This is a genomic window from Rhodococcus sp. NPDC055112 (genome assembly GCF_053607505.1).
In genome coordinates this window covers 1-24568 of record NZ_JBSGTR010000071.1, presented here as the reverse complement: position 1 = coordinate 24568, position 24568 = coordinate 1, and the positions used below count along the sequence as shown (strand labels likewise).

29 protein-coding genes are annotated in these 24568 nt (G+C 70.0%); 17 read left to right on the top strand and 12 right to left on the bottom strand.

What is annotated here, in order from left to right:
* The first annotated feature begins 42 nt into the window (after positions 1 to 42).
* The 3 genes from ACWFRB_RS23400 to ACWFRB_RS23390 all read left to right on the top strand — a co-directional run bounded on the left by ACWFRB_RS23400 (position 43) and on the right by ACWFRB_RS23390 (position 2546).
* Entirely contained in the window at positions 43 to 333 is a 291-nt protein-coding gene (locus ACWFRB_RS23400; RefSeq protein ID WP_027501186.1) for a DUF2516 family protein, read from the top strand.
* A gap of 151 nt (positions 334 to 484) precedes the next feature.
* On the top strand, positions 485 to 1420 hold the full coding sequence (locus tag ACWFRB_RS23395; RefSeq protein ID WP_452643630.1) for an AurF N-oxygenase family protein: 936 nt from the start codon (positions 485 to 487) through the stop codon (positions 1418 to 1420).
* Positions 1421 to 1517: 97 nt separating this feature from the next.
* Positions 1518 to 2546, top strand: coding sequence for an alpha/beta fold hydrolase (locus tag ACWFRB_RS23390; protein ID WP_452643629.1), 1029 nt, complete (start codon positions 1518 to 1520; stop codon positions 2544 to 2546).
* Positions 2547 to 2595: 49 nt separating this feature from the next.
* Here the strand turns inward: ACWFRB_RS23390 and purU are convergent, their stop codons facing one another.
* Genes purU through ACWFRB_RS23375 form a run of 3 tightly spaced genes read right to left on the bottom strand, consistent with a single transcriptional unit; the run spans position 2596 to position 4895 of the window.
* Complete coding sequence (gene purU, locus ACWFRB_RS23385; RefSeq protein WP_452643628.1) at positions 2596 to 3483, bottom strand: formyltetrahydrofolate deformylase; 888 nt, start codon at positions 3481 to 3483, stop codon at positions 2596 to 2598.
* 23 nt (positions 3484 to 3506) lie between these two features.
* Positions 3507 to 4337, bottom strand: a complete 831-nt coding sequence (locus ACWFRB_RS23380; RefSeq protein ID WP_452643627.1) for a class I SAM-dependent methyltransferase — start codon at positions 4335 to 4337, stop codon at positions 3507 to 3509.
* A 36-nt stretch (positions 4338 to 4373) separates the two neighbouring features.
* On the bottom strand, positions 4374 to 4895 hold the full coding sequence (locus ACWFRB_RS23375; protein WP_452643626.1) for a GNAT family N-acetyltransferase: 522 nt from the start codon (positions 4893 to 4895) through the stop codon (positions 4374 to 4376).
* Between the two features lie 67 nt (positions 4896 to 4962).
* Between ACWFRB_RS23375 and deoC the strand changes: the two genes are divergently transcribed.
* A complete protein-coding gene (gene deoC, locus ACWFRB_RS23370) occupies positions 4963 to 5634 on the top strand; it encodes a deoxyribose-phosphate aldolase (RefSeq protein WP_452643625.1) in 672 nt (223 codons plus the stop codon).
* A 33-nt stretch (positions 5635 to 5667) separates the two neighbouring features.
* On the opposite strand, the gene ACWFRB_RS23365 is transcribed toward deoC, so the two are convergent.
* Complete coding sequence (locus tag ACWFRB_RS23365) at positions 5668 to 6435, bottom strand: LmeA family phospholipid-binding protein (protein ID WP_452643624.1); 768 nt, start codon at positions 6433 to 6435, stop codon at positions 5668 to 5670.
* Positions 6436 to 6530: 95 nt separating this feature from the next.
* On the opposite strand from ACWFRB_RS23365, the gene ACWFRB_RS23360 reads away from it, so the two are divergent.
* Positions 6531 to 7130 (top strand): type IV toxin-antitoxin system AbiEi family antitoxin domain-containing protein, encoded by a 600-nt coding sequence (locus ACWFRB_RS23360; RefSeq protein ID WP_452643623.1) that lies wholly within the window; start codon positions 6531 to 6533, stop codon positions 7128 to 7130.
* 13 nt (positions 7131 to 7143) lie between these two features.
* Here the strand turns inward: ACWFRB_RS23360 and ACWFRB_RS23355 are convergent, their stop codons facing one another.
* Genes ACWFRB_RS23355 through ACWFRB_RS23335 form a run of 5 tightly spaced genes read right to left on the bottom strand, consistent with a single transcriptional unit; the run spans position 7144 to position 11403 of the window.
* Positions 7144 to 8940, bottom strand: a complete 1797-nt coding sequence (locus ACWFRB_RS23355; protein ID WP_452643622.1) for an acyl-CoA dehydrogenase — start codon at positions 8938 to 8940, stop codon at positions 7144 to 7146.
* A 41-nt stretch (positions 8941 to 8981) separates the two neighbouring features.
* Positions 8982 to 9788: a class I SAM-dependent methyltransferase gene (locus ACWFRB_RS23350; RefSeq protein ID WP_452643621.1), complete on the bottom strand. Its 807-nt coding sequence runs from the start codon at positions 9786 to 9788 to the stop codon at positions 8982 to 8984.
* A 10-nt stretch (positions 9789 to 9798) separates the two neighbouring features.
* A complete protein-coding gene (locus tag ACWFRB_RS23345; protein ID WP_077040616.1) occupies positions 9799 to 10299 on the bottom strand; it encodes a DUF2505 domain-containing protein in 501 nt (166 codons plus the stop codon).
* Positions 10300 to 10345: 46 nt separating this feature from the next.
* On the bottom strand, positions 10346 to 10849 hold the full coding sequence (locus ACWFRB_RS23340) for a DUF2505 domain-containing protein (protein WP_452643620.1): 504 nt from the start codon (positions 10847 to 10849) through the stop codon (positions 10346 to 10348).
* Positions 10850 to 10899: 50 nt separating this feature from the next.
* On the bottom strand, positions 10900 to 11403 hold the full coding sequence (locus ACWFRB_RS23335) for a DUF2505 domain-containing protein (protein WP_452643619.1): 504 nt from the start codon (positions 11401 to 11403) through the stop codon (positions 10900 to 10902).
* On the opposite strand from ACWFRB_RS23335, the gene ACWFRB_RS23330 reads away from it, so the two are divergent.
* Both ACWFRB_RS23330 and ACWFRB_RS23325 read left to right on the top strand, forming a co-directional pair.
* Positions 11402 to 12517 (top strand): UDP-N-acetylmuramate dehydrogenase, encoded by a 1116-nt coding sequence (locus tag ACWFRB_RS23330; protein WP_452643618.1) that lies wholly within the window; start codon positions 11402 to 11404, stop codon positions 12515 to 12517. The two genes, ACWFRB_RS23335 and ACWFRB_RS23330, sit on opposite strands and share 2 nt — an antisense overlap.
* Positions 12518 to 12635: 118 nt before the next feature.
* The gene (locus ACWFRB_RS23325) at positions 12636 to 13799 is read left to right on the top strand and encodes a L,D-transpeptidase (protein WP_452643631.1); all 1164 of its coding nucleotides are present in this window, start codon (positions 12636 to 12638) and stop codon (positions 13797 to 13799) included.
* Here the strand turns inward: ACWFRB_RS23325 and ACWFRB_RS23320 are convergent.
* On the bottom strand, positions 13792 to 14697 hold the full coding sequence (locus ACWFRB_RS23320) for a LysR family transcriptional regulator (RefSeq protein WP_452643617.1): 906 nt from the start codon (positions 14695 to 14697) through the stop codon (positions 13792 to 13794). The two genes, ACWFRB_RS23325 and ACWFRB_RS23320, sit on opposite strands and share 8 nt — an antisense overlap.
* 72 nt (positions 14698 to 14769) lie before the next feature.
* On the opposite strand from ACWFRB_RS23320, the gene dapA reads away from it, so the two are divergent.
* The 10 genes from dapA (at position 14770) to ACWFRB_RS23270 (ending at position 22727) form a co-directional block, all read left to right on the top strand.
* Positions 14770 to 15666, top strand: coding sequence for a 4-hydroxy-tetrahydrodipicolinate synthase (dapA, locus tag ACWFRB_RS23315; protein WP_452643616.1), 897 nt, complete (start codon positions 14770 to 14772; stop codon positions 15664 to 15666).
* A gap of 86 nt (positions 15667 to 15752) precedes the next feature.
* Positions 15753 to 16247, top strand: a complete 495-nt coding sequence (locus ACWFRB_RS23310) for a YbaB/EbfC family nucleoid-associated protein (RefSeq protein ID WP_452643615.1) — start codon at positions 15753 to 15755, stop codon at positions 16245 to 16247.
* A complete protein-coding gene (locus ACWFRB_RS23305; protein ID WP_452643614.1) occupies positions 16244 to 16558 on the top strand; it encodes a WXG100 family type VII secretion target in 315 nt (104 codons plus the stop codon). The genes ACWFRB_RS23310 and ACWFRB_RS23305 overlap by 4 nt, the downstream gene beginning before the upstream one ends.
* Positions 16558 to 18249 (top strand): TNT domain-containing protein, encoded by a 1692-nt coding sequence (locus ACWFRB_RS23300; protein WP_452643613.1) that lies wholly within the window; start codon positions 16558 to 16560, stop codon positions 18247 to 18249. Before ACWFRB_RS23305 ends, ACWFRB_RS23300 begins: the two co-directional genes overlap by 1 nt.
* Entirely contained in the window at positions 18224 to 18757 is a 534-nt protein-coding gene (locus ACWFRB_RS23295; RefSeq protein ID WP_452643612.1) for a hypothetical protein, read from the top strand. The genes ACWFRB_RS23300 and ACWFRB_RS23295 overlap by 26 nt, the downstream gene beginning before the upstream one ends.
* Positions 18754 to 19341 carry a hypothetical protein gene (locus ACWFRB_RS23290; RefSeq protein ID WP_452643611.1) on the top strand — a complete coding sequence of 196 codons (588 nt, stop codon included), beginning with the start codon at positions 18754 to 18756 and terminating at the stop codon, positions 19339 to 19341. The genes ACWFRB_RS23295 and ACWFRB_RS23290 overlap by 4 nt, the downstream gene beginning before the upstream one ends.
* 67 nt (positions 19342 to 19408) lie before the next feature.
* On the top strand, positions 19409 to 19828 hold the full coding sequence (locus ACWFRB_RS23285) for a hypothetical protein (protein WP_452643610.1): 420 nt from the start codon (positions 19409 to 19411) through the stop codon (positions 19826 to 19828).
* A gap of 336 nt (positions 19829 to 20164) precedes the next feature.
* A complete protein-coding gene (locus ACWFRB_RS23280; protein ID WP_452643609.1) occupies positions 20165 to 21667 on the top strand; it encodes a PPE domain-containing protein in 1503 nt (500 codons plus the stop codon).
* Positions 21664 to 22422, top strand: a complete 759-nt coding sequence (locus ACWFRB_RS23275) for an ESX secretion-associated protein EspG (protein WP_452643608.1) — start codon at positions 21664 to 21666, stop codon at positions 22420 to 22422. Before ACWFRB_RS23280 ends, ACWFRB_RS23275 begins: the two co-directional genes overlap by 4 nt.
* Entirely contained in the window at positions 22419 to 22727 is a 309-nt protein-coding gene (locus tag ACWFRB_RS23270) for a hypothetical protein (RefSeq protein WP_452643607.1), read from the top strand. The genes ACWFRB_RS23275 and ACWFRB_RS23270 overlap by 4 nt, the downstream gene beginning before the upstream one ends.
* Before the next feature lie 2 nt (positions 22728 to 22729).
* Here ACWFRB_RS23270 and ACWFRB_RS23265 read toward each other — a convergent pair whose 3' ends face one another.
* Both ACWFRB_RS23265 and ACWFRB_RS23260 read right to left on the bottom strand, forming a co-directional pair.
* The gene (locus tag ACWFRB_RS23265) at positions 22730 to 23761 is read right to left on the bottom strand and encodes a DUF2804 domain-containing protein (protein ID WP_452643606.1); all 1032 of its coding nucleotides are present in this window, start codon (positions 23759 to 23761) and stop codon (positions 22730 to 22732) included.
* A 2-nt stretch (positions 23762 to 23763) separates the two neighbouring features.
* Positions 23764 to 24507, bottom strand: coding sequence for an SDR family NAD(P)-dependent oxidoreductase (locus ACWFRB_RS23260; protein WP_452643605.1), 744 nt, complete (start codon positions 24505 to 24507; stop codon positions 23764 to 23766).
* Positions 24508 to 24568: the final 61 nt, after the last annotated feature.

Here is a 24568-nt window from a genome sequence, read left to right as displayed (position 1 = left end):
GCACATCACGGTGTGCGGGGGCCGAACTCGTAGGATGGATACATGCCGACCGTCAACGGCCTCACCGGCCTGATCATGCTCGCGCTCCAGCTCGCCGCCATCGCGGCGGGCGTTTTCGCGGTCTTCCACGCGATCCGACAGCGCACCGACGCCTTCACCGCGGTCGACAAGCTGAGCAAGCCGATCTGGCTGGGCATCCTGCTGGTCGCGCTGCTGGTGCTGCTGCTGCCCTTCGGCATGCTCTTCTGGATGATCGCGGTCGTGGCGATCTGCGTGTACCTGGTCGACGTGCGGCCGCGGGTGGACGAGGTCCAGCGCGGTCCGCGCTGGTAGCCGGTCGCCTCGCGCCGGGGTGTCGATCGCGCCCCCAATTGTCTGCGAATATCAGTTACATATAACCCTTGACAACGGTCATTCCCGCCACGCATTCTTGAGGTAAGTCGATACCGGCGCGCGTCGCCGGATCCGATGCCGAGGAGTGGCGATGTCGATCATTCACGCACGCAATGCCGTGAACAGGTCCGGATCGCGCCTGGCCAGGGCGGGGGAGCGGCAGGACACGGCGAGCCGTCTACTGGCGTCGGCTGCCAGGAAGTCCTACGACCCGCTCATCGAGATCGACTGGGAGGCGCCCATCCCGGCGGGCCTCTACGGCATGACGCCGGAATGGTCCAGCCTCTACGGCACCGACCTATGGGAGTCGATGACCGAGGACCAGCGGATCACGCTCACCATGCACGAGGCCGCGAGCGTCGCGGGCACCGGGATCTGGTTCGAGATGATCCTCATGCAGATGCTGCTGCGCGACATCTACAGCCACGACCCGTCCGAGCCGCACGTGCAGTTCGCCCTCACCGAGATCGCCGACGAGTGCAGGCACTCGACGATGTTCGCCAGGTCGGCGCAGCGCTTCGGCGTCCCGTCGTACCGGCCCAAGCGGTGGATCCGCGAGTCGGCACGCGCCTTCAAGGCGACGGCGTCCGGTTCGCTCGCCTACGGCGGCACGTTGTTCGCCGAGGAGATCCTCGACATGATGCAGCGCGACTTCATGAAGGACGAGCGGGTGCAGCCGATCACCAGGACGGTGAGCAAGATCCACGTCCTCGAGGAGGCGCGGCACATCAAGTTCGCCCGCGAGGAGACCGTCCGGCGCGTCCGCGGCATCTCCTGGTTCACCAGGGCGCAGATCCGGTTGCTGCTCGGCGTGACCGCCTATTTCATCGTCACCAGCCTGGTCAACGACAAGGTGTACGAGGCCGCGGGGCTGGACCCCAAGCGTGCCCGCGCGGCGGCGAAGGCGAACAAGCACTACCACGACATGCTCCGCGAGGGCAGCGCGAAGACCGTCGAATTCCTGAGCGAGGTCGGGTTGATCGGCGGGCCGTCGAAGGTCCTGCTGCGCCGGGCGCACATCATCTAGCGCCGCCGGGGCCCGGCGCGGTGCACGGCACCGGGCGACGTCCGGGCAGGGCGGCTTCTCCAATCGACAACGAACAGCACATCACGGAGGTGGACAGGTGACGGCACAGTCACGGGGTTCGAAGCGACGGATCCTCGTCGGAGCGGCGGCCGGAGCGGCGATCATCGGTGTGGGCGCGGTCGTGCGCGCCCGGCGGGCCAGGACGAGCGCACCCTTTGTGGCCGAGCCGAATCCCGCGTTGAGCGATCCCGTGCACCGGCCCGAGACGATCTCCGTCACCTCGGCCGATGGGCACCCGATCCACGTGGTGGCCTACGGCGATCCCGATGCGCAGCCCATCGTGCTCAGTCACGGCTGGACCTGCTCGACCGCCTACTGGTACCCGCAGATCAACGCGCTCGCGGACGACTTCCGCGTCATCACCTACGACCAGCGGGGCCACGGGCGTACCGAGCTCGGTCGCAATCCGCTGAGCACCGACCTGCTGGCCGACGACCTGGCCGCGGTGCTCGAGGCCACCGTGACCGGTGACAAGAAGGCCGTCGTGGTCGGCCACAGCATGGGTGGCATGAGCATCATGTCGTGGGCAGGCAAGTACCCGGAGCAGGTGCTGGCGAAGGCCCGCGCGGTGATGCTCGCCAGCACCGCCACCGACAGCCTGGTCGCGGAGTCCACGCTGATCCCGCTCTCGCAGCGGCTGCCTGCCATCCCGCCGCCGGTGGGCCGGGTGCTCCTCGGCTGGCGCAGCTCGATGCGGGTCGACACGCCCGCCACCCGCCGCGTCATCCAGTACGCGGCGATGGCGCCGGGATCCACGCGCGAGGAGGTCGAGTTCTGCACCCGCATCGTGCTCGACTGTCAGGGCCGTACCCGCGGCGGCTGGGGAGCAGCGCTGAGCATGCTCGACATCCGCGCCGCGCTGGAGAACCTGCAGGTGCCGACCACCGTGCTGGTCGGGACCGCAGACCGGCTCACCCCGCAGTCGCATTCGCGCCGGATCTCGGACGTCCTCGACGAGGCCGGGCACCTGCAGCGCCTGATCCGGCTGCCCGCGATCGGCCACATGAGCACCGTCGAGGCCCCCGTCGCGGTCAACGACGAGATCCGCCGCCTCGCCCGACTGTGAGTCCTTCTGGTCCGTAGGGGGACCGAAAGGACTCACGGGCGCGGAGCGCCTAGCTGAAGACGACGGTCTTGCGGCCGTGCACGAGCACCCGGTCCTCCAGGTGCCAGCGCAGGCCACGCGCGAGCACCAGCTTCTCGATGTCGCGGCCCTGGCGCACCATGTCGCGGACCTCGTCGGCGTGGTCGACGCGGATCACGTCCTGCTCGATGATCGGCCCGGCGTCCAACTCGGCGGTCACGTAGTGGCAGGTCGCGCCGATCAGCTTCACGCCCCGGGCGAACGCCTGGTGGTAGGGCCGGGCGCCGACGAAGGACGGCAGGAAGCTGTGGTGGATGTTGAGCGCGCGCCCCGCCCAGTGCTCGCACAGCTCGGCGGGCAGCACCTGCATGAAGCGGGCCAGCACCACCGCGTGCGGGTCGTGGGCGTCGACCAGTTCGCGCACCCGGTGGAACGCGGGGCCCCGCTCGGCCGGATCCTTCGGGAACGGCACGTAGTGGAAGGTCAGCCCGTGCGCCTCCACGACGGGCGCGAGGTCCATGTGGTTGCCGATGACCGCGCAGATGTCCGCGGGCAGCTCGCCGCCCGCGGCGCGGCCGAGCAGGTCGTGCAGGCAGTGTGCCTCCTTGCTCACCAGCAGCACGACGCGCTTGCGCTCCGACGAATCCTGCAGCGTCCACTCGGTATCGGGGCCGAGCTCGGCGGCGACCGCGGCGAACGCCGTGCGGAGCTCGTCGATGCTCATGTCGATCGACGAGGCGCTCACGGCCTGCCGGGTGAAGAACCAGCCACTGTCGGCGTCCGCGTGGTACGCGGCCTCGACGATTGATCCGCCGACCTGGGCGAGGAACGTGGAGATCCGGGCGACGATGCCGGTGCGGTCCGGGGTGCCGAGCGAGAGCACGAAACGGCGGTCGTCTTCGGTGGTAGGCGAGCTCATGGACCCAGTGTCGCAGGTACCGGTCAGCGCTCGACGACTGCCGTCGCGACCAGCGTGCCCAGGTCGAGCGTCTCGATGTCGCGTTCGGTGAGCAGCGCAAGGAACTCGAGCCGGATCGCTTCGACGGTGCCGGAGTCGAGGCCGACCAGGGTGCCGCGCAGCACGCTGCCCAGCACCAGTCCCCATGCCAGCTCCGGGGTCGCGGGCAGCCAGTTGGACAGCTCGTTGATCTCGACGGCGGAGGTGCCGAAACCGGTGAGCCACGCCCTCAGTGTGTCGGCGGTGTCCAGTTTCGTCATGGGGTCGGCGCGGTTGTTGCGGGCACCGACGTCGAAGCCCGGCACGTGTCGCCCGACCGCGTCGAAATAGGCGCGTGCGTAGTCCTCGAGGGCGCCGCGCCGCCAGGACGTGAGACCGACCTTGCCGCCGGGTCGGACCAGGTTCACCAGCCGGTTCACCGACTCGTCCATGTGCGGGAGGAAGAACACCCCGTAGGAGCTGGCCAGCGCGTCGTAGCCGGCCTCGGGGACCGTGCTCGGCGGCTCCCATTCCGTGGCGTCGGCGTGCACGAAGTCGATGTTCTGCAGGGCGCGGTCGGACGCGAGCAGCCTGCCCTCCTCCAGCAGGTCGTCCGCGAGGTCGACCGCGTGTACCAGGCCGCCTGGGCCGACGGCGGCGGCCGCGGGCAGCGCCGAGGCGCCTGTGCCGCAACACACGTCGAGCACCGCGTCGCCCGGCCGCAGCCGCAACTGGAAGATCAGTGCCTGCCCGGCCGGACCCCAGATCTGCGGGGTCAGCCAGGTGAACTCGGCCGCGCCGGCGTTGAACACGGCGGCCAGCTCGTCGGCGCTCATACCGACACGGTAGCCGCGGATCCGGTCACCGCGCGTTCACTCCTCGTAGAACGGCTCCGCGTACCGGAATTCGCCCGTGAGGTCAGGGGTGTAGGCCGACAGCGGCCGGACCTGGAAGTGCGAGACCCAGTCCGGGACGCCGGGGTCGACTGCCAGCGTCGAGCCGGGCACGAACCCGAACCGCGGGTAGTAGTCGAGGTGTCCCAGGAGGGCGACCAGCGGTTCGTCGAGTGCGTCCGCCGCACCGAGGACGGCGTGCATCAGCGCCGCCCCGATCGCGTGGCCCTGATGTTCGGGCGGTACCCCGATCGGCCCGAGGGCCAGGGCCGGGCGTCCGGCGACGGTGGCCCTGGTCAGGCAGACGTGGCCGCGGACCTCGCCGTCGATCTCGGCGACCAGGGACAGCGCGGGCAGCCACGCCTCGGACGCCCGCAACCTCGCGACCAGGCCGGGCTCCATCGGTTCGTCGGCGCCGGGCGGGATCTGATCGGCGAAGGCGGCTCGGTGCACCGCCGCGATAGCGTCGACATCGGCGGGGAGTTCACGTCGGATCAGCACCAGGGCAGTGTGGCGGGCGGCGCGGCGGCGGCGCAACCGGATTTGTCGCTGTGCCAAGCTCTTCGGTATGCCTGACGCCCCGCTGACCCGAGACGCGGTCGCCCAGATGGTCGACCACACCCTGCTCAAGCCCGAGGCCACCCCAGCCGACGTCGACGCGCTGATCGCGGAGGCCCGCGACCTCGGCGTGTACGCGATCTGCGTGTCGCCGTCGATGCTGCCGGTGCGGGCCGAGGGGCTGACCGTCGCCGCAGTGGCCGGGTTCCCGTCGGGCAAGCACCACTCGCTGATCAAAGGGGCGGAGGCGCGGCTCGCGGTGGAGCAGGGCGCGAGGGAGATCGACATGGTGATCGATGTGGGCGCGGCGGTCGCGGGCGACTACAACGCGGTGCTCGCGGACATCCTCACCGTCCGTGAGGGGATCGGCGACGCCACAGTGCTCAAGGTGATCCTCGAGTCCGCGGCGCTGTCCGACGAGGCGATCGTCGAGTGCTGCCGGGCCGCCCAGCTGGCCGGGGCGGACTTCGTCAAGACCTCGACGGGCTTCCACCCGGCGGGCGGGGCGACCGCGGCCGCGGTGCGGTTGATGGCAGGCACCGTCGGCGGCAGGCTCGGCGTCAAGGCGAGCGGTGGGATCAGGACCGCGGACGCCGCGCGGGAGATGATCGAGGCGGGCGCGACCAGGCTGGGCCTGTCCGGCACCAGGGCCGTGCTGGACGGGTTCGCGGTGGCCGGATAGCGCGAACCGCCACCCGGCCACCGCGAGCGCGGATCACAGCAGGGAGCAGCCGCCGCCCGTGGCCTGTGCCTCGGGGGAGGCCTCCGGCATCGTGTAGGCGCCGCCGGCCATCGACATCTGCAGTCCGTCGTCGGTGATCGTCAGCGAGGTCGGCGACATCCCGAGCGGGAGCGTCTGCAGGCTGTCGCCGAGCACGTCGACGATGCCGCTGACCAGGTCGGTGGGCAGCCCGAGGCCGAGGACCGAGGCCTCGACGGTCTCGATGTCGACCTTTCCGTCCACGACCTTCGGCCGGACGGTCAGCTCGGCGAGCCCGATGACCTGGAACGCCAGCGTGCCGCGGGTCGGGTCGGCGGTCACGCCGGAGACCAGCTGGCCGAAGGGCTGAGCCTGGATGGTCGCGAGAATGCCCGCGGTGGACCAGTCCACGTCGGCGGTGGAACTGCCGATCGTGCCGCCGCCCTTGTCGGTCAGCTCGATGTCGTTGACCTTGGCCGTGACGTGCATGTCCTTGGCCGGGCCGAAGCTGGAGTCGTTGCTGGTGACCGTGATGTACGGGACGTTCTTGTCGACCGCCTGCAGCAGCACCGGCTTCCAGCTCAACCCGACGTCGACCTGGGAGCCGAGCTCGCTCTCGAGCTGCTGGGCCATGCACTGCTTGACGTTGTGCCGTACGTAGAGCTCGGCCGAGATCAGGACCGCGACCAGCGCGGCGATCACGATCAGCACGATCAGCAGGGTGCGGTTGCGCTTCGGTCCGGAGTTCGCGGACCGGTACGAAGTGTTCGCGGGGGAGGCCATTGCACGGATTCTTCCCCAGAAGTCTGTGGGGGATCTGAGAACGCGCTGCGAGAATTCCCTGTGATCCATGCCACAGTCGCACGTACTGTGACTTCATGGACGACGGGGTCGTGCGGCGCCACGAGGAGCGCGAGCGGGGCCTGTTCGAGTGCGCGCTCGAACAGGCCGGGTATTTCACCGCCGGACAGGCGCGCACGCTCGGCTTCTCGCCGGGGGAGATCGGCCACGCGCTCGGCGCGGGCAGGTGGGAACGCGTCGACAGGGATCTGTTCCGATTGTCGCCGTGGCCGCACACCGACCTGGAGGACGTGGCCAGGCGGTGCGTCCAGTTCCAGGGGGCCGTCGTCTCGCATCAGAGCGCGGCCGAGCTGTACGGCCTCGGTCACCTGCACCCGCAGTTCCTGCACGTGACCGCCAGCGCGCCCGTGCACGTCCGGACGGACCGGGTCGCGGTGCACCGCGCCGACCTGGGGCCTTCCGACTGCGAACACACCGGCGCCTTCCGGATCACCACCCCGCTGCGGACGGTGCTCGACCTGGCCGAGGGCGGGGTCTCGCAGTGGGTGCTCGACGAGGTGGTCGGCGACGCGCTGGCCATCGGCAGGCTCGACCGGCCTGCGCTCGAGGCCGGCTCCGCGGGGCAGTCGGTACGGGTCGAACGCCGGGTCGGGCGGGCGCTGGCCGCCTGGGCCTGACCCGGCGGGTCGATCAGAACCAGGCGTCCCGCATCTCCAGCGTGGTCCGGTCGAGCGAGGCGAGCAGCGCCAGCTGCGGGCCCGTCTTGGGCAGCTCGTAGCGGAAGAAGTATCGGCCTGCCTGCCGCTTGCCGTCGTAGAAGTCGCCGGTCTTGCCCTCGCAGGCGAGCATCTGCTCGAGCCAGATCCACGCGACCACCACGTGCCCGACCGCCTCCAGGTAGGCCGAGCTGTTGGCGAGGGCCGCGTCGATGTCGCCGGAGGCGAACAGTCCCGCGGTGACCTTGCCGACCTGGCCGAGCACCTCGCCGAGCTGATCGGCCAGCTCCGCGAGCTCGCCGTCGGTCTCCGCGGCGTCCGCGATGGTGCGACCGATGGATTCGCTCAGCAGCCGCAGGCTGATGCCGCCCTGCTGGGTCACCTTGCGGCCCAGCAGGTCCAGGCCCTGGATCCCGTGGGTGCCCTCGTGGATGGGGTTGAGCCGGTTGTCGCGGTAGTGCTGTTCGACGTCGTACTCTCGGGTGTAGCCGTACCCGCCGTGTACCTGGATCGCGAGGTTGTTCGCCTCGAGGCACCACTGCGACGGCCAGCTCTTCGCGATCGGGGTGAGGATGTCGAGCAGCAGGCCGATCCGGTTGCGCGCGGCCTCGTTGGCGGCGATGCGTTGCTCGTCGACCATCCGCATGCAGAACATCTCCAGCGCCAGCGCGCCCTCCACATAGGACTTCTGGGCCAGCAGCATCCGCTTCACGTCGGCGTGCTCGATGATCGGGACCGGCTTGGCGGCAGGGTCTTTCGCCGTGACCGGCCGTCCCTGCTCGCGCAGCCGGGCGTAGTCGACCGACTTGAGGTAGCCGGTGTAGCCGAGCGCCGTCGCGCCGAGGCCGACCCCGATCCGGGCCTCGTTCATCATGTGGAACATGTAGGACAGGCCCTTGTTGGCCTCGCCGACCAGGTACCCGACGGCGCCTGCCGCACCGCCGGGGGTGTGGGTGCCGTCGCCGAAGTTCAGCACGGTGTTCGTGGTGCCGCGGTAGCCCATCTTGTGGTTCAGCCCGGCCAGCGTCACGTCGTTGCGTTCGCCGAGGCTGCCGTCGGACTCGACCAGAAGCTTGGGCACGATGAACAGCGAGATGCCCTTGGTGCCCTCGGGCGCGCCAGGGATCTTGGCCAGCACCAGGTGGACGATGTTCTCGGCCAGGTCGTGCTCGCCGCCGGAGATCCACATCTTGTTGCCGAACAGCCGGTAGCTGCCGTCGGGCTGCGCCTCGGCACGGGTCACGATGTCGCCGAGCGAGGAGCCCGCCTGCGGCTCCGACAGGCACATGGTGCCGAAGAAGCGACCCGCGACGAGTGGCTTGGCGTAGGTCTCGATCTGCTCCTGGGTGCCGTGCGCGAGCAGCAGGTTCGCGTTCCCGATGGTCAGCATCGGATAGGCGGCGGTGCCGACGTTCGCGGCCTGGAACCAGGCGAAGCAGGCGCCGGTGACTGTCGCGGGCAGCTGCAGCCCGCCTGCCTCGTACGCCATGCCCGCGCCCATCAGGTCCGCCTTCACGAACGCGTCGAGGGCCTGCTTGGCCTCCGGGATGATGGTGACCCGGGTGCCGTCGAAGCTCGGCTCCTGCTCGTCGCCCTTCTTGTTGTGGGTGGCGAAGTGCCGGGTCGCGAGCTGCTCGCTGAGATCGAGCACGGCGTCGAAGGTCTCGCGGGAATGGTCCTGGTAGCGGGGATCCTCCGTCAGGGCCTCGACGTCGAGCCATTCGTAGAGCAGGAAGTCGAGATCTCTCCGCGACAGCAGGGTCGAACGCATTCTCACAGGTCCCTTCGCAGGTGCTTCGGTCACCGACAAGGCTAGAGCGCCGGGGCGACCAGCGACCACGGGACCGTCAGTACGCAGTCGCGGAGCCGTCGGCGGGGGACCTCCAGCGGCAGACCCTGCTGTTGCAGCAGCTGGGCGGTCGCCCGCCAGCGCACCCTCGGCCCGAACGGGGCGTGTGGGGCCGCCGTCGCCCACGCCCGATCCGCCGATTGCAGCAGCTCGTACACGGGTTCCCCTGGCACGTTGCGGTGGATCAGGGCCTTCGGCAGCCGTTCGGCGATGTCGCTCGGCCGCTCGACGTCGAACGGGTCCCAGGCGAGGGTCAGCGACAGCGGCCGGTCCGCGTCGAGCAGGACCCAGGCGCAGCGCCTGCCCAGCTCGTCGCAGGTGCCGTCGACCAGCAGTCCGCCGGGGGCCAGTCCGGACTGCAGCTTGGCCCATGCGCCGGCGACGGCATCCTCGGGGTACTGGCGCAACACGTTGAATGCGCGGATGAGCACCGGGCGCAGCCCGGCCAGCTCGAAGCCGCCGCGCGCGAAGCTGACGCCGTCGCGGGCCTCGACCACCCGCGCGGGATCGATCTCCAGACCGACGACCCGGATGTCGCGGCGGACGGTGCGCAGCCGGGACGCCAGCTCGAAGGTGGTGTGTGGCCGGGCGCCGTAGCCGAGATCGACGACCAGCGGGTCGGCGGCCGCGTGCAGCGCGTCGGCGACCGCGGTCCGGTGCATCAGCCAGCGGTCGCTGCGGCGCAGCCGGTTGATGCCGGTGGTGCCACGGGTGATGACGCCGTCCGGTTTGCCGGAACCCGTTCCGCGGGTTCCGCTCGGGCGGGACATGACGATCGGTTTACTGCTCGGCGAGCCAGTCCGCGGTGACCTGGGCTTCCGTGCGGAACAGGTCGACGAGGTTGACGAGCATCAGCTGCTCGAGCTTGCCGCCGACGAAGGGGATGAACACCTTCGCCTCGGACGAGGTCCGCAGCGTGGAGCCGGTGTCGGTGCCGAACAGCGCCATGGTGCCGCTGAGGCTGCCGGGGCCTGCCGGGATGGAGGCCGAGTACGTGCCGGTGACCTCGTCGCCGAAGACGCTGTAGTGCTCCTTGCGGGTGATCACCATGTCCTTCTTCATCACGGTCTGTGCGATGTCGGGCAGGGTGTCGCGCGGGATGATGTGGTGGAAGACGAGGTCGATGCCGTCGTCGCCGACCTCGAAGCTCTCGACGTGGTTGTCGGAGAACTTGCGGAGCTCGACCATCCGCGCTTCCCAGTAGTCCCGGTTCGTCAGCGCGGAGTACACCTTCTCGGCGGGATGGGTGTAGCGGGCGGAGTAGTCGATGCGTCGAGCCATGACCCGCAGGGTACCGGCTCAGCTCGGCGCACCGACAACGACCGCGTCAGCTGTTGGCGGTGATCCACTCCTCGACGACTTCCTGGTCCTTCGCCAGGATGCCGAGGATCTGCTCGGAGACCAGGCCCTCGATGGTGCCGCCGATCAGGCGCACGCTGACCTCGACGTCGCCCTCGACCGTCAGGGTGGAGCCCTCGGCGGTGTCGACCAGGGTCGCGGTGCCCGATGCGTTGATCGGGATGCCGGTGGCGGTGGTGGTGAAGGTGCCCGCGGCCTTGCCGTCGGTCAGCGGGCCCCACACCTCGGCACGGGTGATGGACAGCTCGCCCTTGAGGATCTTGGAGACGACGCCCGGCAGGGCGGCCTTGTCGATGTCCTGGGCGAGGGCGACGTCGATGGTGCCCTCACCGGCGGTGAGGTGCGAGAGGGTGAGGCCCTTGTCGGCGCCCTGCTCGACGCGGTTGCGCCAGAATCCTTCGTCGGTGAGCGTGCGGTGGACCTCGGCGGCGGGGCGGGTGTAGTTGGCGGTGAACTCAATTCGGCGTGACATGCCCCGCAATTTACATTGGTATCACCCAGGTCACACCTGCCCCATCCGGATCAGCTGTTGGCTGCGATCCAGCCTTCGGTGAACCCGTGCTCGGCGTCGAGGAGTTCGACGACCTGCTCGGCGATGACGGCCTCGATCTTGCCGCCGATCAGCGGCAGCTTCACCTCGACCCGACCGTCGAGCGTGATGGCTGCTCCGGCGCCCTCGGCGGCCAGGGTGAGCGTGCCGGTGACCTCGCCGGGCAGGCCCTCGACCCGCGCGCTGAAGGTGCCGGTGGCGCGGCCGCCCGCGAGGGCGCCCCAGGTCTCGGTCCGGGTGATGATCAGGTCGCCGGGGCGGATCTTGGAGACGATCGGGGGCAGGTGCTCCGCCGGGATGGCCTGTGCCATCTCGACGTCGATGGTGCCCTCGCCGGTGGCGACGTGGCCCAGCTCGGCGCCCTCGCCGCCGACCTCGGCCAGGCGGTCGCGCCAGTACCGCTCGCTGGTCAGGGCCCGGTGTACCTGATCGACGGGTTGAGGGTAGGACGCGGAATGCGGAATGCTGCGGGCCATGTTCGGCAGGCTACCGTTTGACCCCGTGCAGGCATTGAGTGACATTGCGGCGGAGTTCGGTGCCGAGCTGAGTGAGGGCGTGCCGCTGTCGCGGTTCACCACGCTGCGGCTCGGCGGTCCCGGACGGGCGATGCTCACCTGCCGCGACACGGACGCGCTGGCGGGCGTGGTGCGCGCGCTCGACGCCGCTGGCACCCCCACGCTCGTCCTCGGCGGCGGATCGAACCTGGTGATCGCCGACGAGGGCGTCGACGCGGTGGTGGTGCGGGTGGCCAACGACGCGATCCGGCTCGGCCCCGACTCGGTGCTGGCCGAGGCGGGCGCGGTGTGGGACGACGTCGTCGCGCGGGCCGTCGAGGCGGGCCTCGGCGGCCTCGAGTGCCTGTCCGGGATCCCCGGGTCAGCTGGCGCGACGCCGGTGCAGAACGTCGGGGCCTACGGGGTGGAGGTCGGCACCCTGCTGCGGCGGGTCCAGCTGCTGGACCGGGCGACCGGTGAGGTGCGCTGGGTGACGCCGGACGAGCTCGGCCTCGGCTACCGGACCAGCGTGCTCAAGCACTCGGACGCGGCGCTGGTGCTGGCGGTGGAGCTGGACCTGCGCCCCGACGGGCTGAGCGAGCCGCTGCGGTACCGGGAGCTGGCACACGCCATGGGTGCCGAGGAGGGCGAACGCCGTCCGGCGGCGAAGGTCCGTGAGGTGGTCCTGGGGCTGCGAGCGGGCAAGGGCATGGTCCTGGACCCCGCCGACCACGACACCTGGAGCGCCGGGTCCTTCTTCACCAACCCGGTGCTCGCCGACGATCGGCTGCCCGCGGTGCTGACGGCCATCGCCGCGCGGCTCGGCGACGACGTGCGGGTGCCGCAGTTCCCCGGCGGTGCGGGCACCAAGCTGTCGGCAGGCTGGCTGATCGAGCGGGCCGGGTTCACCAAGGGGCACCCGGGAGAGGACGCGGCGGCGCGGCTGTCCACCAAGCACACGCTGGCCCTGACGAACCGGGGGAGCGCGTCGACCGAGGACCTGTTGGCGCTGGCCAGGGAGGTGCGGGACGGGGTGCAGGACGCGTTCGGGGTCCGGCTCGAACCGGAACCGGTGACCGTGGGCTGCGCCATCTGACCAGGCCTTCCCCAGGTCGCGTGGTCGGCGAGGCGTGGGCCACATCGTCCGCGCAGGTACCGTGGCCTGCGTGGTAATCCAGCGTGTTCGGACGAAAAAGGTCCGCGGGTTCTCGTCGATGGCCGTGTTGCTCGCGGCGGTCGCGATGCTCGCGGGCTGCACCATCGGCGGCGGGGACGGGAACCCGGTTGCGGAGAGCGGACCGGTCGCGGCGGTCACCCAGGTCCCCGCGGCGGGCGCCGAGGACGTCAGCCCGACGGCGCCGGTCTCCGTGACGGCGGCGCGCGGCACGCTGCAGGGGGTCGCGCTCACCAACGAGGCAGGCAGGCCCGTGCAGGGCGTGCTGTCCCCGGACAAGACCACCTTCACCGTCTCCGAGCCGCTCGGTTACGGCGCGCGCTACACCTGGTCCGGCGGGGCGGTCGGCTCCGACGGCAAGACCGTGCCGGTGCAGGGTTCGCTCACCACGGTGGCCCCGCAGTCGACGATCTCCGCGAACACGAACATCGCGGACGGTCAGCAGGTCGGCATCGCGGCCCCGATCATCCTCAAGTTCAGCGACCACGTCGAGGACAAGGCGGCGGTGGAGAAGGCGCTGACCGTGACCACCAACCCGCCGACCCCCGGGTCATGGGCCTGGCTGCCCGACGACAACGGGTCCCGCGCGCACTGGCGCCCGCAGAATTACTGGGCGCCCGGCACGACGGTGAACGTCGCGGCCAACCTGTACGGCGTCGACTACGGGGACGGTGCGTACGGCGCCGAGGATCTGAGCCTGAACTTCACGATCGGGCGCAGCCAGATCGTCAAGGCGGACGCCCCGAGCCACCGCATGCAGGTGGTCCGGGACGGTGCGACGGTGATGGATCTCCCGGTCAGCTACGGCGAGGGCAACGAGGACCGCAACGTGACCCGCAGCGGCGTCCACGTGGTCAGCGAGAAGCACGAGGACTTCCTCATGTCGAACCCGCCCTTCTACGAGAACGTCCGCGAGCGGTGGGCGGTGCGCATCTCCAACAACGGTGAGTTCATCCACGCCAACCCCGAGACCACCGGCGTGCAGGGCGCGGCCAACGTGACCAACGGCTGCATCAACCTCTCCCTTGGCGACGCGCAGGAGTACTTCGGCACCGCGCTGTACGGCGACCCGGTCGAGGTCACCGGTACTCGGATCCCGCTGTCCGCCGCGGACGGCGACATCTACGACTGGGCGATCGACTGGGCCGCGTGGCAGGAGATGTCGGCGTTGCCTGCCGGTGGCGCGGCGGTTCCTGTCAGCTGACGTCGGCGCAGGGGAGCAACTCGGCGACCACGGCTCGTATGGCCGGGCTGGCGTCGGCGCTGCGCCTCCACGCGGCCGAGACCTCGCGCATGGGCGGTGGCTGCAGGGCGCGGGTGACGAGGTCGTCCCCGAGCGCGGGCCTCGCGAGGCGGGGAACCAGGGCGATGACGTCGCCTGCGGCGACCAGCGACAGCTGGGTCGCGAAGTCGTCGACGAGATGGCGGACATCGGGTTCGCCGGGCTGATCCGAGACCAGGCGTCGGAACCACTGGTGACACACGGTGCCGGGTGGACTGGTCACCCAGGCCTGGCCGATGACGTCCGCGCTGGTCAGCGGCTGTCGGCCGTCGGCAAGTGGGTGGCTGCGGTGCATCACCAGGTCGCCGAGATCGGTGTGGAGGTGTCGGTGGATCAGCGATGACGGGAGCCGGGGCGAGAGCCCGTCGGCGTCGTGGATGATCGCCAGGTCCGCCGTACCCGCGGCGACCGAGTGCAGCGCCTGGTCGGGGTCCTGCTCGGTGACCTGCAGGTGCAGGTCGGGGCATTCGGCTGCCAGATTCGGCAGGTGCGGGGCCAGGAGCCCACGGATGGCGGTGGAGAAGGCGGCCACCCGCAACACCCCGGTGGGTGTGCCGTCGGCGACGGAGCGGGCCGCCTCGGCGCAGCGTTCCAGGGACTGGAAGACCTCGGGGGCGGCGTCGAGTAACGCCTGCCCGGCCGGGGTCATGACGACGCCGCGCCCGGCGGGCGCGAGCAGCGCGACGCCGATCTGGCGCTCGAGGCGCTTGATCTGCTGGGAGACGGCCGAGGCGGTGAACCCCAGCTCGTCCGCCGCCCTGGCGATGGTCCCGAGCGCGGCGACCGACCGCAACGCGCTCAGCGATCCGACATCGATCATGAAGCCAGGCTACGCATTATTGGCAAAAAAGCATCGCTAGACCGATGGAGATGGGGTCGGCAGGATCGCCTCATGACCGATTTCCGTGAGCCTGCCCAGACGTTGTTCGGCACGAACCTGGTCGCGATGGTGACCCCGATGCGGCCCGACGGCGCCGTCAGCGAGAAGGGGGTCGCGAGCCTGGTCGACCACCTCCTGTCCACCGGATGCGACGGGATCGTCGTGGGCGGCACCGCGGGCGAGGTACCCACGCTGACCGCGGCTGAGATGGTCGAGCTGGTGTCGGCGGTGGCCGACCGGGCCAGGGGACGGGCCCAGGTGATCGCGGGCGTCGGCACCTACGACACCGCCGCGAGCGTCGAGCGGGCGCGGCAGGCCGAGGCCGCGGGCGCCGACGCCTTGCTCGTCGTGTGTCCGTACTACTCCCGGCCGACCCAGGCCGGGGTGGTGGCCCACTTCCTGGCGGTTGCCGATGCCACCGACCTGCCCGTGATGCTCTACGACGTCCCGGCGCGGACCGGTATCGCGTTGGAGACGGACACGCTGATCGAGCTCGCCCGGCATCCGCGGATCCTGGCGGTGAAGGACGCCAAGGAGGACCTCTTCGACGCCATGACCGTCATGGCCAACACGTCGCTGGCCTACTACTGCGGCAGCGACGAGCTCAACCTGCCCTACCTGACGATCGGGGCCTGCGGTGTGGTCAGTGTCGTCGGCAACATCGTCGCCGACCGGAACGCGGACCTGATCCGAGCCGTCCGAAGCGAAGATCTCGAATCGGCCCTGGACATCCAGCGGTCCCTGCTCGGCCTGACCGAGGCCGTGATGCGGACCTCGCAGGGCGCCATCATGGCCAAGGCGGCCCTGGCAGAACTGGGCATCATCGAGCACGCGACGGTCCGCATGCCCTTGCTCGAGACGCCGGCGCCGGACCTCGCCACCCTCCGAACAGCGCTCGCGGAGCTCTGAGTTCGAGTGGAACCGAATCGGCCGACGCCGCGTCTAGAAGGGTGACGGGCTGAAGCTGCGGCCCTTGGGATTCGGTGGGGGTACGGGTGCGGGATCCGGGTGCGCGCGAGGAATTGCGCGCCCGCAACGAGGCGTTGCGGGTTCAGATCGACGGCATGCTCGAGGACCTTCACCGCCGGTCGGACCTGTTGTCCCTGGCGCAGTCCGAGGTCGCGGCGTTGCGGGTCGAGGCGCGCACGCCGGACGGACTGGCCAGGGTCACCGTCGATTCGGCCGGTGCTGTCGTGGCAGTCGACATCGCGCCCGAGGCGTTCGCGAAGTCCACGCCGTCCCGGCTGGGCGAGGCCATCGCCGCGGCCGCCCGCGAGGCTGCGGCGACCGCGCGCCGCCGAGTGCAGGACCTGATGGTGCCGGTGTCGCAGGCGGACGTCGACCTGCCCGACCTGCCCGACCTGATCCCGGGCGCGCCGAGCCTGCGGAACCTGGTGCCCGCGGCGCCGGGGGTGCCCGTGGCCGACAGGGAATCGGAGGGACCCGGGTGGGAACCGGGGGCGTCCATCCTGCGCGGGGCCGATCAGTGAGCCGCCCGGTCTGGGTCGACCCGGACGGGCTGCGGTCCGCCGCACCGCGGTTCGAGGCGGTCGCCGACGCGCTGGACCGGACCCGTACCGAGCTGTCCGGCGCGTTGCGGGCCGAGGGCGCGAGCTGGGGCTCCGACGAGACCGGCGCGGCCTTCGCCGAGGGCTACGTGCCCGGCGCCGACTCGGCGGTGGACGGGCTGCTCAAGGTCGCCGAGGCGATGCGGGCGATCGCGGGCGCCGTCACCGGGACCGCGGACGCCTTCGACGGTTCGGATCGGGGATTCGCGGGCAGCCTCGGCGGACGGTCCTGATGGGTATCCAGATCCCGGGGTGGCTCCGCGGCGTCGCCTCGATCGCGGTTGGGGCGGACTGGCCGGAGGCCGACGAGACCTCCCTGCGCCGGTTGGCCGACGCCTGGGACTCGGCCTCGTCGGCGGTGGAACTGATCGCCAAGGACGGCGACGCCGCGATGGGCAAGGCGCTGGGGGCCGTGCTCGGCGACGTCAACGCGGCCATGGCGCAGTACTGGGAGAACTTCGACGGTGCCGACGGCGCGTTCCTGTCCCTGGTCGCGCTGTGCGATCAGCTGTCCGAATCGTGCGACACCACCGCCACCGACGTCGAGTACGCGAAGCTGACGATCATCGCGGCGCTGGCGCTGCTGGCCGCCGAACTCGCCGCGCTCGCGGCGGCCGCGATCCCGACCCTGGGCGCGAGCACCGCCGCGATCCCCGCCGCCCAGATCGCCACCCAGGTCGCGGTGCGGATGGTGGTGCGACAGCTGATCATGAAGCTGCTCCAGCACGCCGCGCTGAGTGCCGCCCAGAATGTGTTGCTGGACGGCGCAATCCAGTCGTTGCAGATCCTGCAGGGGAACCGGGACCGGCTGGACGCCGGCAGCCTGGCGTCCGGTGCGATCGAGGGCTTCGTCGAGGGTGCGGTCTCCGGCGGGGTCGGCAGGTTCGGCTCGGGATCACCGCTCGGGCAGTTCGGCGCGGAGACGATCGCCGGGGCGGCCGGGTCCGCGGCCGGTGTCGCGGTGTCGGGGCAGGGCGTGTCCTGGCAGGACCTGGCGTCGGGGGCGATCGGCGGCGGCCTAGGTGGTGCCGGTGGCGGTGATGTCGCCACCCGGCCGACCTCGTCGGTCGACGCGCCCCGCTTCGCGCCACCGGAGACGCCCGCGAGCACGGTCCCCAGCGCGGCCGACGCCGGGACGCGTCCGGGTCCGGTCGCGGAGGCGCCGTCCCCGCGCAGCGGCGGGTTGAACATGGGGATCACGGAGCCTGCGGCGGGTGGCGGGGCGGGAGCCACCGCGACCGCCCCGGTTGCGCGGCCCGGCGGGTTGAACATGGGTACGGGAACGGCGCCGGCGACGTCCTCGCCATCGTTGCCAGGACGGAACGACGGGCCCGATGGTTCGCATGGTGCAGGCACCACGGAGCAGCCGACGAAGCCGGACCACAACGCGGACTTCCCGCCTCGGTACCCGGCGGAGCCGTTGCCAGAGGACCGGCTCGGGCCGGAGGACATCCCCGATGGCGTGCCGCCCGAGATGCTCGAGGGTTGGAACAGATTCGGTGGGCTGACGGAGGAAGCGTTCGCGTCGCGGTACTACGACCAGGAAACCGGGTGGTGGCGGTATCCAGAGCACGACGGAGTCGCTCTGGACAGCGACGGGGAATTGCGGATCCTCGATCCCGACATCAGGCTCCCCGAGGGAACGATCATCGATCGGTTCGGTGATCCGGACGGCGCGTACCTGGCGCCTGACGGCATTCCTTTCAGCGATCGCGCCCTTCCTCCGGATAGCCTCGGTACGCAGTATCACCAGTACCGCGTCACAGGAGTTCCTCTGCCGGACAGTTGGAGAATAGAAGCTTCTGTGATCGCACCCGGCTTCGGTCAACCAGGGGGCGGAGTCCAATATCGGCTAGTGGACGAATCGGGACAAAAGCTCACCGTCGAACGATTGGAAGATGCGGGTTGCCTCGTTGAGATCTGACAATGTGGCCGGTCTACTCGAGCAGTACGGCGACGCGGCGCGATACTTCGAACTCTGGCGTGAGCGGGCTGCGCGCCTGGGGGTTCCTGCCAGCGGATCACCGACCATCACCCTGTCCGGGGGCCTTGTCTACCCCGCCGCTGACCTGCATCTGGGGATCATCGTTGTCGACGACCATTTTTCCCACCTGACGATTGAACGAGGCCAGAAATTTGTCGGGGGCGAGTTCAGTCGATTCGATGACGCCGCGAAGCTACTGCTGAAGGGCGAAGGGCAGAAGATCAGGTCCTACCTGAAACTGCCGCGTAAGTACTCCGATTGGAGGGCCATGGGACTGCATCCGGCGGTGTCGGTCGAGGAGCGTGAGTACTCGGTGGTCTTGACGTCGCGCGACGACCCCTCCGTCTGGTGCAAAGTCTCAGCGGTTGAGCAGGCGGCCACCAGCCAGATCATGATGATGTCGATGGCGGAACTCGATGCACAGCTGATCGAGGGAATGAACCTGTGAACGCGACCGAGGACGTCATGCGCACCGACGATCTGGCCGGATGGCTGAGCCGATACGGCGCGCTGTTCTGGCGATTCCAGCGGTGGGGATATCGCTTCGGCAAGCTGGGCATGCCCGGCCAGGTCGGCAGTGCTCTGACGCGTCGCGGTGGCATCTCGGTCCTGGATGGATCGGCCGAGTTCGAGGTGTACGTCGAGGGTGACCATTTCGGGCTGGCGCGGACGAACGAGGGGGGCCATGGTGTCCACATGTCGTTCAGCAGGATTGACGACGCAGAGCGGTACCTCGTGGTGCGGATCGGTGACCGACTCCGGGCGCACGCAGGATTCGACCCACGGGGCCCGGAATGGTCGGGCCTCGGGCTGGACGAGGGAGTCGAGGCCCTTCCGGATGGCGATCGGGTCGTGCTTGTTCGGAAGGCAGATCCGCGCGCATGCTGCACTGTGCCGATCGAAGATCGTGAATGGTTCAGTCACGCGATGATGTTCGAGGTCGAGGAACTCGATGATGTCCTCACTCATGGGATCTCGGATATGCGGGTGGTGCGTCCTTTCTGGGCATTCGATCCGATCGACCCGTGCTGATTGTGCTCGGAGCCACGAGAGAACTTGACACAATCGATCCGACGAAGGGTGCATGACAATGCCAGTGGTGATTCTCGACGAGGTCGATTCGGGGCCCATCGAGCTGGCGGCTCAGCTGCCCGTTCGCGCGGAATTGGTGCGGGTGCTGCCGGGTCCCGATCGCCCGGACTATTGCCTGGCACTTCTCGAGAAGCGGCTCGTATTCAAGCCGGGAACGGATTTCGACATCTCGCGGGTGGGGTCGGAGTTCTTGAGGACTGACACCGACGGTAGCCCCGCTGTCCTGGTCTATGCGGTGGTGTTCTGTGCTCGATTCCAGGGGACGCAAGTGACGCCGGATATGAAGGACCTGTGGGTCAACCTCGCGTACGTGATCGACAATTCGCAGATGCGAGATGGAGCCGTGGATTTCGCGAAGCTCGAGAACGTTGCCGTGGCCCGGATCAATCTGGATCCGGCTGTCGAGACGCTCCGTCAGCCGAAGTGAATCACCCCAGACTGCCCCGCGTCGGTGATATCCACGGAGTCGGCTGCTTCGCACGGAACCGATCGGCGCGATGGTGCGTCTAATTCAGGTAAGCCGTGAGAACTGGGCCGGGCGGGAAGTATCGCGCACACGGGGGTGGACGCGGGCTGCGAGTACGCGGCCTGCGGCGCATTGATACTGCTCGGGACAGCTTCGGGACGGTGGCCGGCGAGGCAGCTATGGAGGGGTGAGCTGCCTCGCCGGGTTTGTCGTGAGCCGGATGGAACCGATGGGGACGGTGCTGCGTCTATCTAGGGAGGACCGGTATCGGTCGGGGCCAGTGGGAGGGGGACCTGGATGTCGTTATTGCCGAGCCTGGATGAGCTGAAGGGGTCGATGGGCGACCTTGCGTCGGGCGCGTTGGACGACCTGAGCGATCTGGCGCGCGACCCGGGCAACAAGATCATCGATGTGGTGTCCGGGTACGACATCGATGAAGGTAATCGTGTCGAGGATCGGCAGGAGGCCGGTAACACCGAGCGCTCCGAGCTCTACAGCCAGCAGGACGGTCTGAAGGCCGAGTTCGGTGATGGCAGCTACGAACCGCCGTCCGTGGTGCCCGACAGCTTCGATTCGATGTCGCACGAGGCCATCAAGTCCGCAGTGGACGCGATGAGTGCGGATCCGATCCGCGCGAGCGCCGAGGGCTGGGAGAAGATCGGGTCCTCGCTCGGCGAGGGTCTCGCCGAGTTCAAGCAGTTCATCACCGACCAGATCGATGGCAAGTGGGAGGGCGTCGGGGCCGAGGCCGCGATGGCGGCCACGACGGCCTACGTCGCCGATTCCGACAAGCTCGCGGTGGCGGGCAGGCTGGTGGGGACCAAGGTCGCGGAGGCGGCGACCGGGATCTCCCAGGTCAAGGCGACCATGCCCGCCGTCGAGGCCATCTCCGCGCTCGAGACCCTCGTCAACGTCGCACTCCCGTCGGTCGGGATGGTCAAGCAGCTGGTGCACGGCAAAGACGAGGCCCGCCAGCAGGCGATCCAGATCATGAAGACCGTCTACATGCCGGTGATGCAGCAGGCTGACACCAACGTCCCGATCCTTCCCCGGCCGGTGGATCGCACATGGCCGCTCCCGACGCCCGACCCGACGTCCGGCCGGCCGGGCATCGGGGGACCGTCCGGCTACAACCCCTCCGGCTACACCGGACCGGGGGATGCACCGGTCGCCCCGACGCGGCAGGGCGTCGGGAACGATCCCTCGGCCGGGTCGCCAGGAACCGACCCCTCCGGCCCGAACACGGGCGCGAACCCGCTGTCACCGGACGGCTCCGGCGCCGACGGCTCGAATTCGCCCTTCGTGCAGACCGATCCGTCCTCCGCGTGGACCGCCCCGGCGGCCGCGAGCGGTACCGACGGCACGGGCAGTGGGCTCGGTACCGGCACAGGTACCGGCAGTGGTACCGGCAGTGGTGCCGGCACCGGATCCGGAGGGCACGGTGCGGGGGGCTCGGGATCGGGGCTCGGCGCGGGCGGTGGATCCGGCGCGTCCTATGGCGCGGGCGGAGGCCTTGGCGCTACCGGCGGACTGGGCGGCGCAGGGCGCGGTCTCGGCGGCGGGATGGGGATGCCGGGAGCGGCCGGTGGTGCGCCGGGTGCGGGCGGAGCCGGTGGTGGTGCGGCGGGCGCCGCGGGCCGTCCCGGCGCGATGGGCGGCGGCATGGCACCTGGCGGTGCCCGCGCGAACGGCGACGACGACACCGAGCACAAGACGCCCAGCTACCTCGTCAACGTCGACAACGGCAACGAACTGGTGGGCAGGCTCCCGAAGGTCGCACCGCCGGTGATCGGCGGATGAGCGCCGGCCGGTGGCGGCTGACCGCCCTCGAGTTCACGGTCCTGTGGGAGCAATTCGGCAGGGACCGCCTGCCGTACCCGTTCCAGTTCCTCGGCACCGCGGCCACGGACGAGGAGTTCCTGGCGGATCGGCGGGCGGCCGCGCAGAGGGTCGGGCCGATGCTGGACGAGGGCCTGTACGAGGCGTTGGTCGCGCTGGCCGAGCCCGTGGTCCGGGTCGAGCTGTGCGGGTTTCGCGGTGCCGGGCTCGAGTCGATGGTCAGGATGCACGCCGGGATCAGACATTCCGTCGCGGCCGTCGCCGTTCAGCTGCCGGGTACCGACCTGCATGCGGGCGCCGACATCCTGCTGGCATCCGCTCCCGCCGCTCAGGTGGGAACATTTGTGGCCCAATCGATCCCGTCCGTCACCGCGGGTCGACGCCGGGGTGTGTCGGTGCCACGGTCGGTGGCGCCGGTGGGCGGTGGCTCCCTCATGCAGTCGGCGAGCCGGGCGCGCGGGAATGAGGAGCGGGACGAGTTCTTCCGGCGTCCGCGCACGGGGCTGGGCGAGGTCACGGTCTTTGCCGGCCCCGCCTACGACAACCGGCCGACCGGCGACGGACAGGGCTTCCACTGGATGGACTTCGCGAACGACGGGCGCTACCTCGTGCGGGGTTCCGACATCGTCAGTGCACTGCCCGCCAGGAGTGAGGACATCGCGGCCGAGGTGCAGCGGCTCGTCGGCGTCGCGCGCGCAGGGACCGTCGGCCGATGAGTCCGATTCGGGGCGAACAGGACCGGCCGGAGACGGCCGGTGCGTCGCTGAGCTTCCGGGACCGGTTCATCTGCCTGGAACTGCGCTTCTCGCTGGGAATCGAGGAGACCACCGGGCGCCACTACCTGGCCATCCCCGCGTCCAACGGGGTCGCGGAGGCGGAGGAGTTCTACGAGATCGACGGGCGGACGCAGGAGCGTTTCGCCGCCGACCCGGGGTCGGCGGCCGAGTTCATCCGCCGCTGTCGGAATCGGGAGCTGGACGCGCTGCTGATCCTCGACCAGGGCCGGCGCGGCGGCGCCTGAGCTCACCAGCGGTTACGGACCTCCTCGGCGAAGCCGAGCAGATTCGCGACCTCGATCCGGCTGCCGTCGTCGAGGACGACGTGACCGCTGAAACGCCCGAACACCTGGTGCTGGATTGAGCGCAGGACCAGGAGATCGGTGCTGGCCGCCCGGTCGAGGATCGGCTCGAAGGTCATCTCGAACCGGCCGTCGTTGCTGGTGAAGGTCCACGGTGCGCCGTCGAAGGTGCCGGGCGGGAGGTGGAAGGTCACCTGGTCCAGCTTGTGCGCGCGACCGTCGACGAACACCATGTTCTCGGTGGCCGCGGAGGTGTCGCCGAAACCGTGACCGATGTTGAACCCGAAGGGCTTTCCGTCGACGAGACCGGATGCCGATCCCCAGTACCAGGTGTTGTCGTAGGTCCAGACGCCGCGGCCCCAGTCGAACACGCCGAACGCCGACCCGGGGTCGAAGGCGAACGACCGCCCGCCGACCACGATCTCACCACTCGCGGGCAGGCAGTTGATCTTCTGGTTGTAGTAGAAGGCCTTGGGAGCCTTGTGGAATGGCGTGGCGACGACCATCCGGTCGGGAGCGGAGCCAGCCGACGGCCGCGACAGCAGGAGCTCACCGCTCAGCCCATGACCGCCGTCGAACCCCGGGTGGTCGATCGCGAGCAACCGGCCACCCTCGGTGTGCCGGAACGAGATCCGCAGACCCTTGTGCGAGGCCACCACATCGCCGGCGTCGGCGCTGGCGGGCAGCGACATGGAGCCCATCGGGAAGGGCAGCATCACGTTCTCGGTCACCTCGGCACGCGCCCCGAGGTCGAGCCACGACACCCCGAGCAGGCCCATGTAGCCGTTGTCCGCGACCGTCAGCGCGAGACCGACCTCCTGCGTGAGCACGCAGTAGTAGTCCCACTCCTTGATCCGGAACCGCGGCGCGGCGACGGTCTGCCGGTCGTACCCGCGGACCTCCGACGTTGCCCAGCCCGCCTCGGCGAGCCTGCCGCGCTCGTCGAGCAGCGGGCCCGCGGTCAGCTCGTGCTGCACGGCTAGGTCCGCGAGAAGCGTCCGGGGCCGGCCTGATCGCGGGGTTTGATGATGATCTGGTCGAGGTTCACGTGCGAGGGGCGGGACGCGACGAACCCGATCACCTCGGCCACGTCCGCGGCGACCAGGGGCGTGATGCCCTCGTAGACCTTTTTCGCCCGGTCCTCGTCGCCGTGGAAGCGGACAAGGGAGAACTCGGTCTCCACCGCGCCTGGGGCGATCTCGGTGAGCCGCACCGGCTTGCCGAGCAGTTCGCCGCGCAGCGTCCGGTGCAGCACCGCCTGCGCGTGCTTGGCAGAGGTGTAGCCGGACCCGTTGTCGTAGGCCTCGAACGCGGCGACCGAGGTGATGGTGACGATGAGTCCGTCGCCGGAGGCGATCAGCTTCGGCAGCAGGGCCTTGGTGATCCGCAGGGTGCCGAGGACGTTGGTCTCCCACATCCAGCGCCAGTCGTCCAGGTCCGCCTCGAGGACCGGGGCCAGGCCCTTGGCGCCGCCCGCGTTGTTGACCAGGACGTCGACCCGCGGCAGCACCGCGGCGAAGGCGTCCACCGAGTCCTCGTCGGTGACGTCGAGCTCGAGCGCGGTGCCGCCGATGTCCTCGGCCAGCTTCTCCAGGCGATCGATCCGGCGCGCGCCGACAACCACGTGAAACCCCTGCGCGGCGAGCGTCCGCGCGGTGGCCTCACCGATTCCGGAGCTCGCTCCCGTGACGACGGCGACTTGTGCATCAGGCGAGATGGTCATGGGCTCAGCCTAGGCGCCTGCGGCGCCCGTGCGCGGTTGACGGGTCCCTACACTCGTCAAC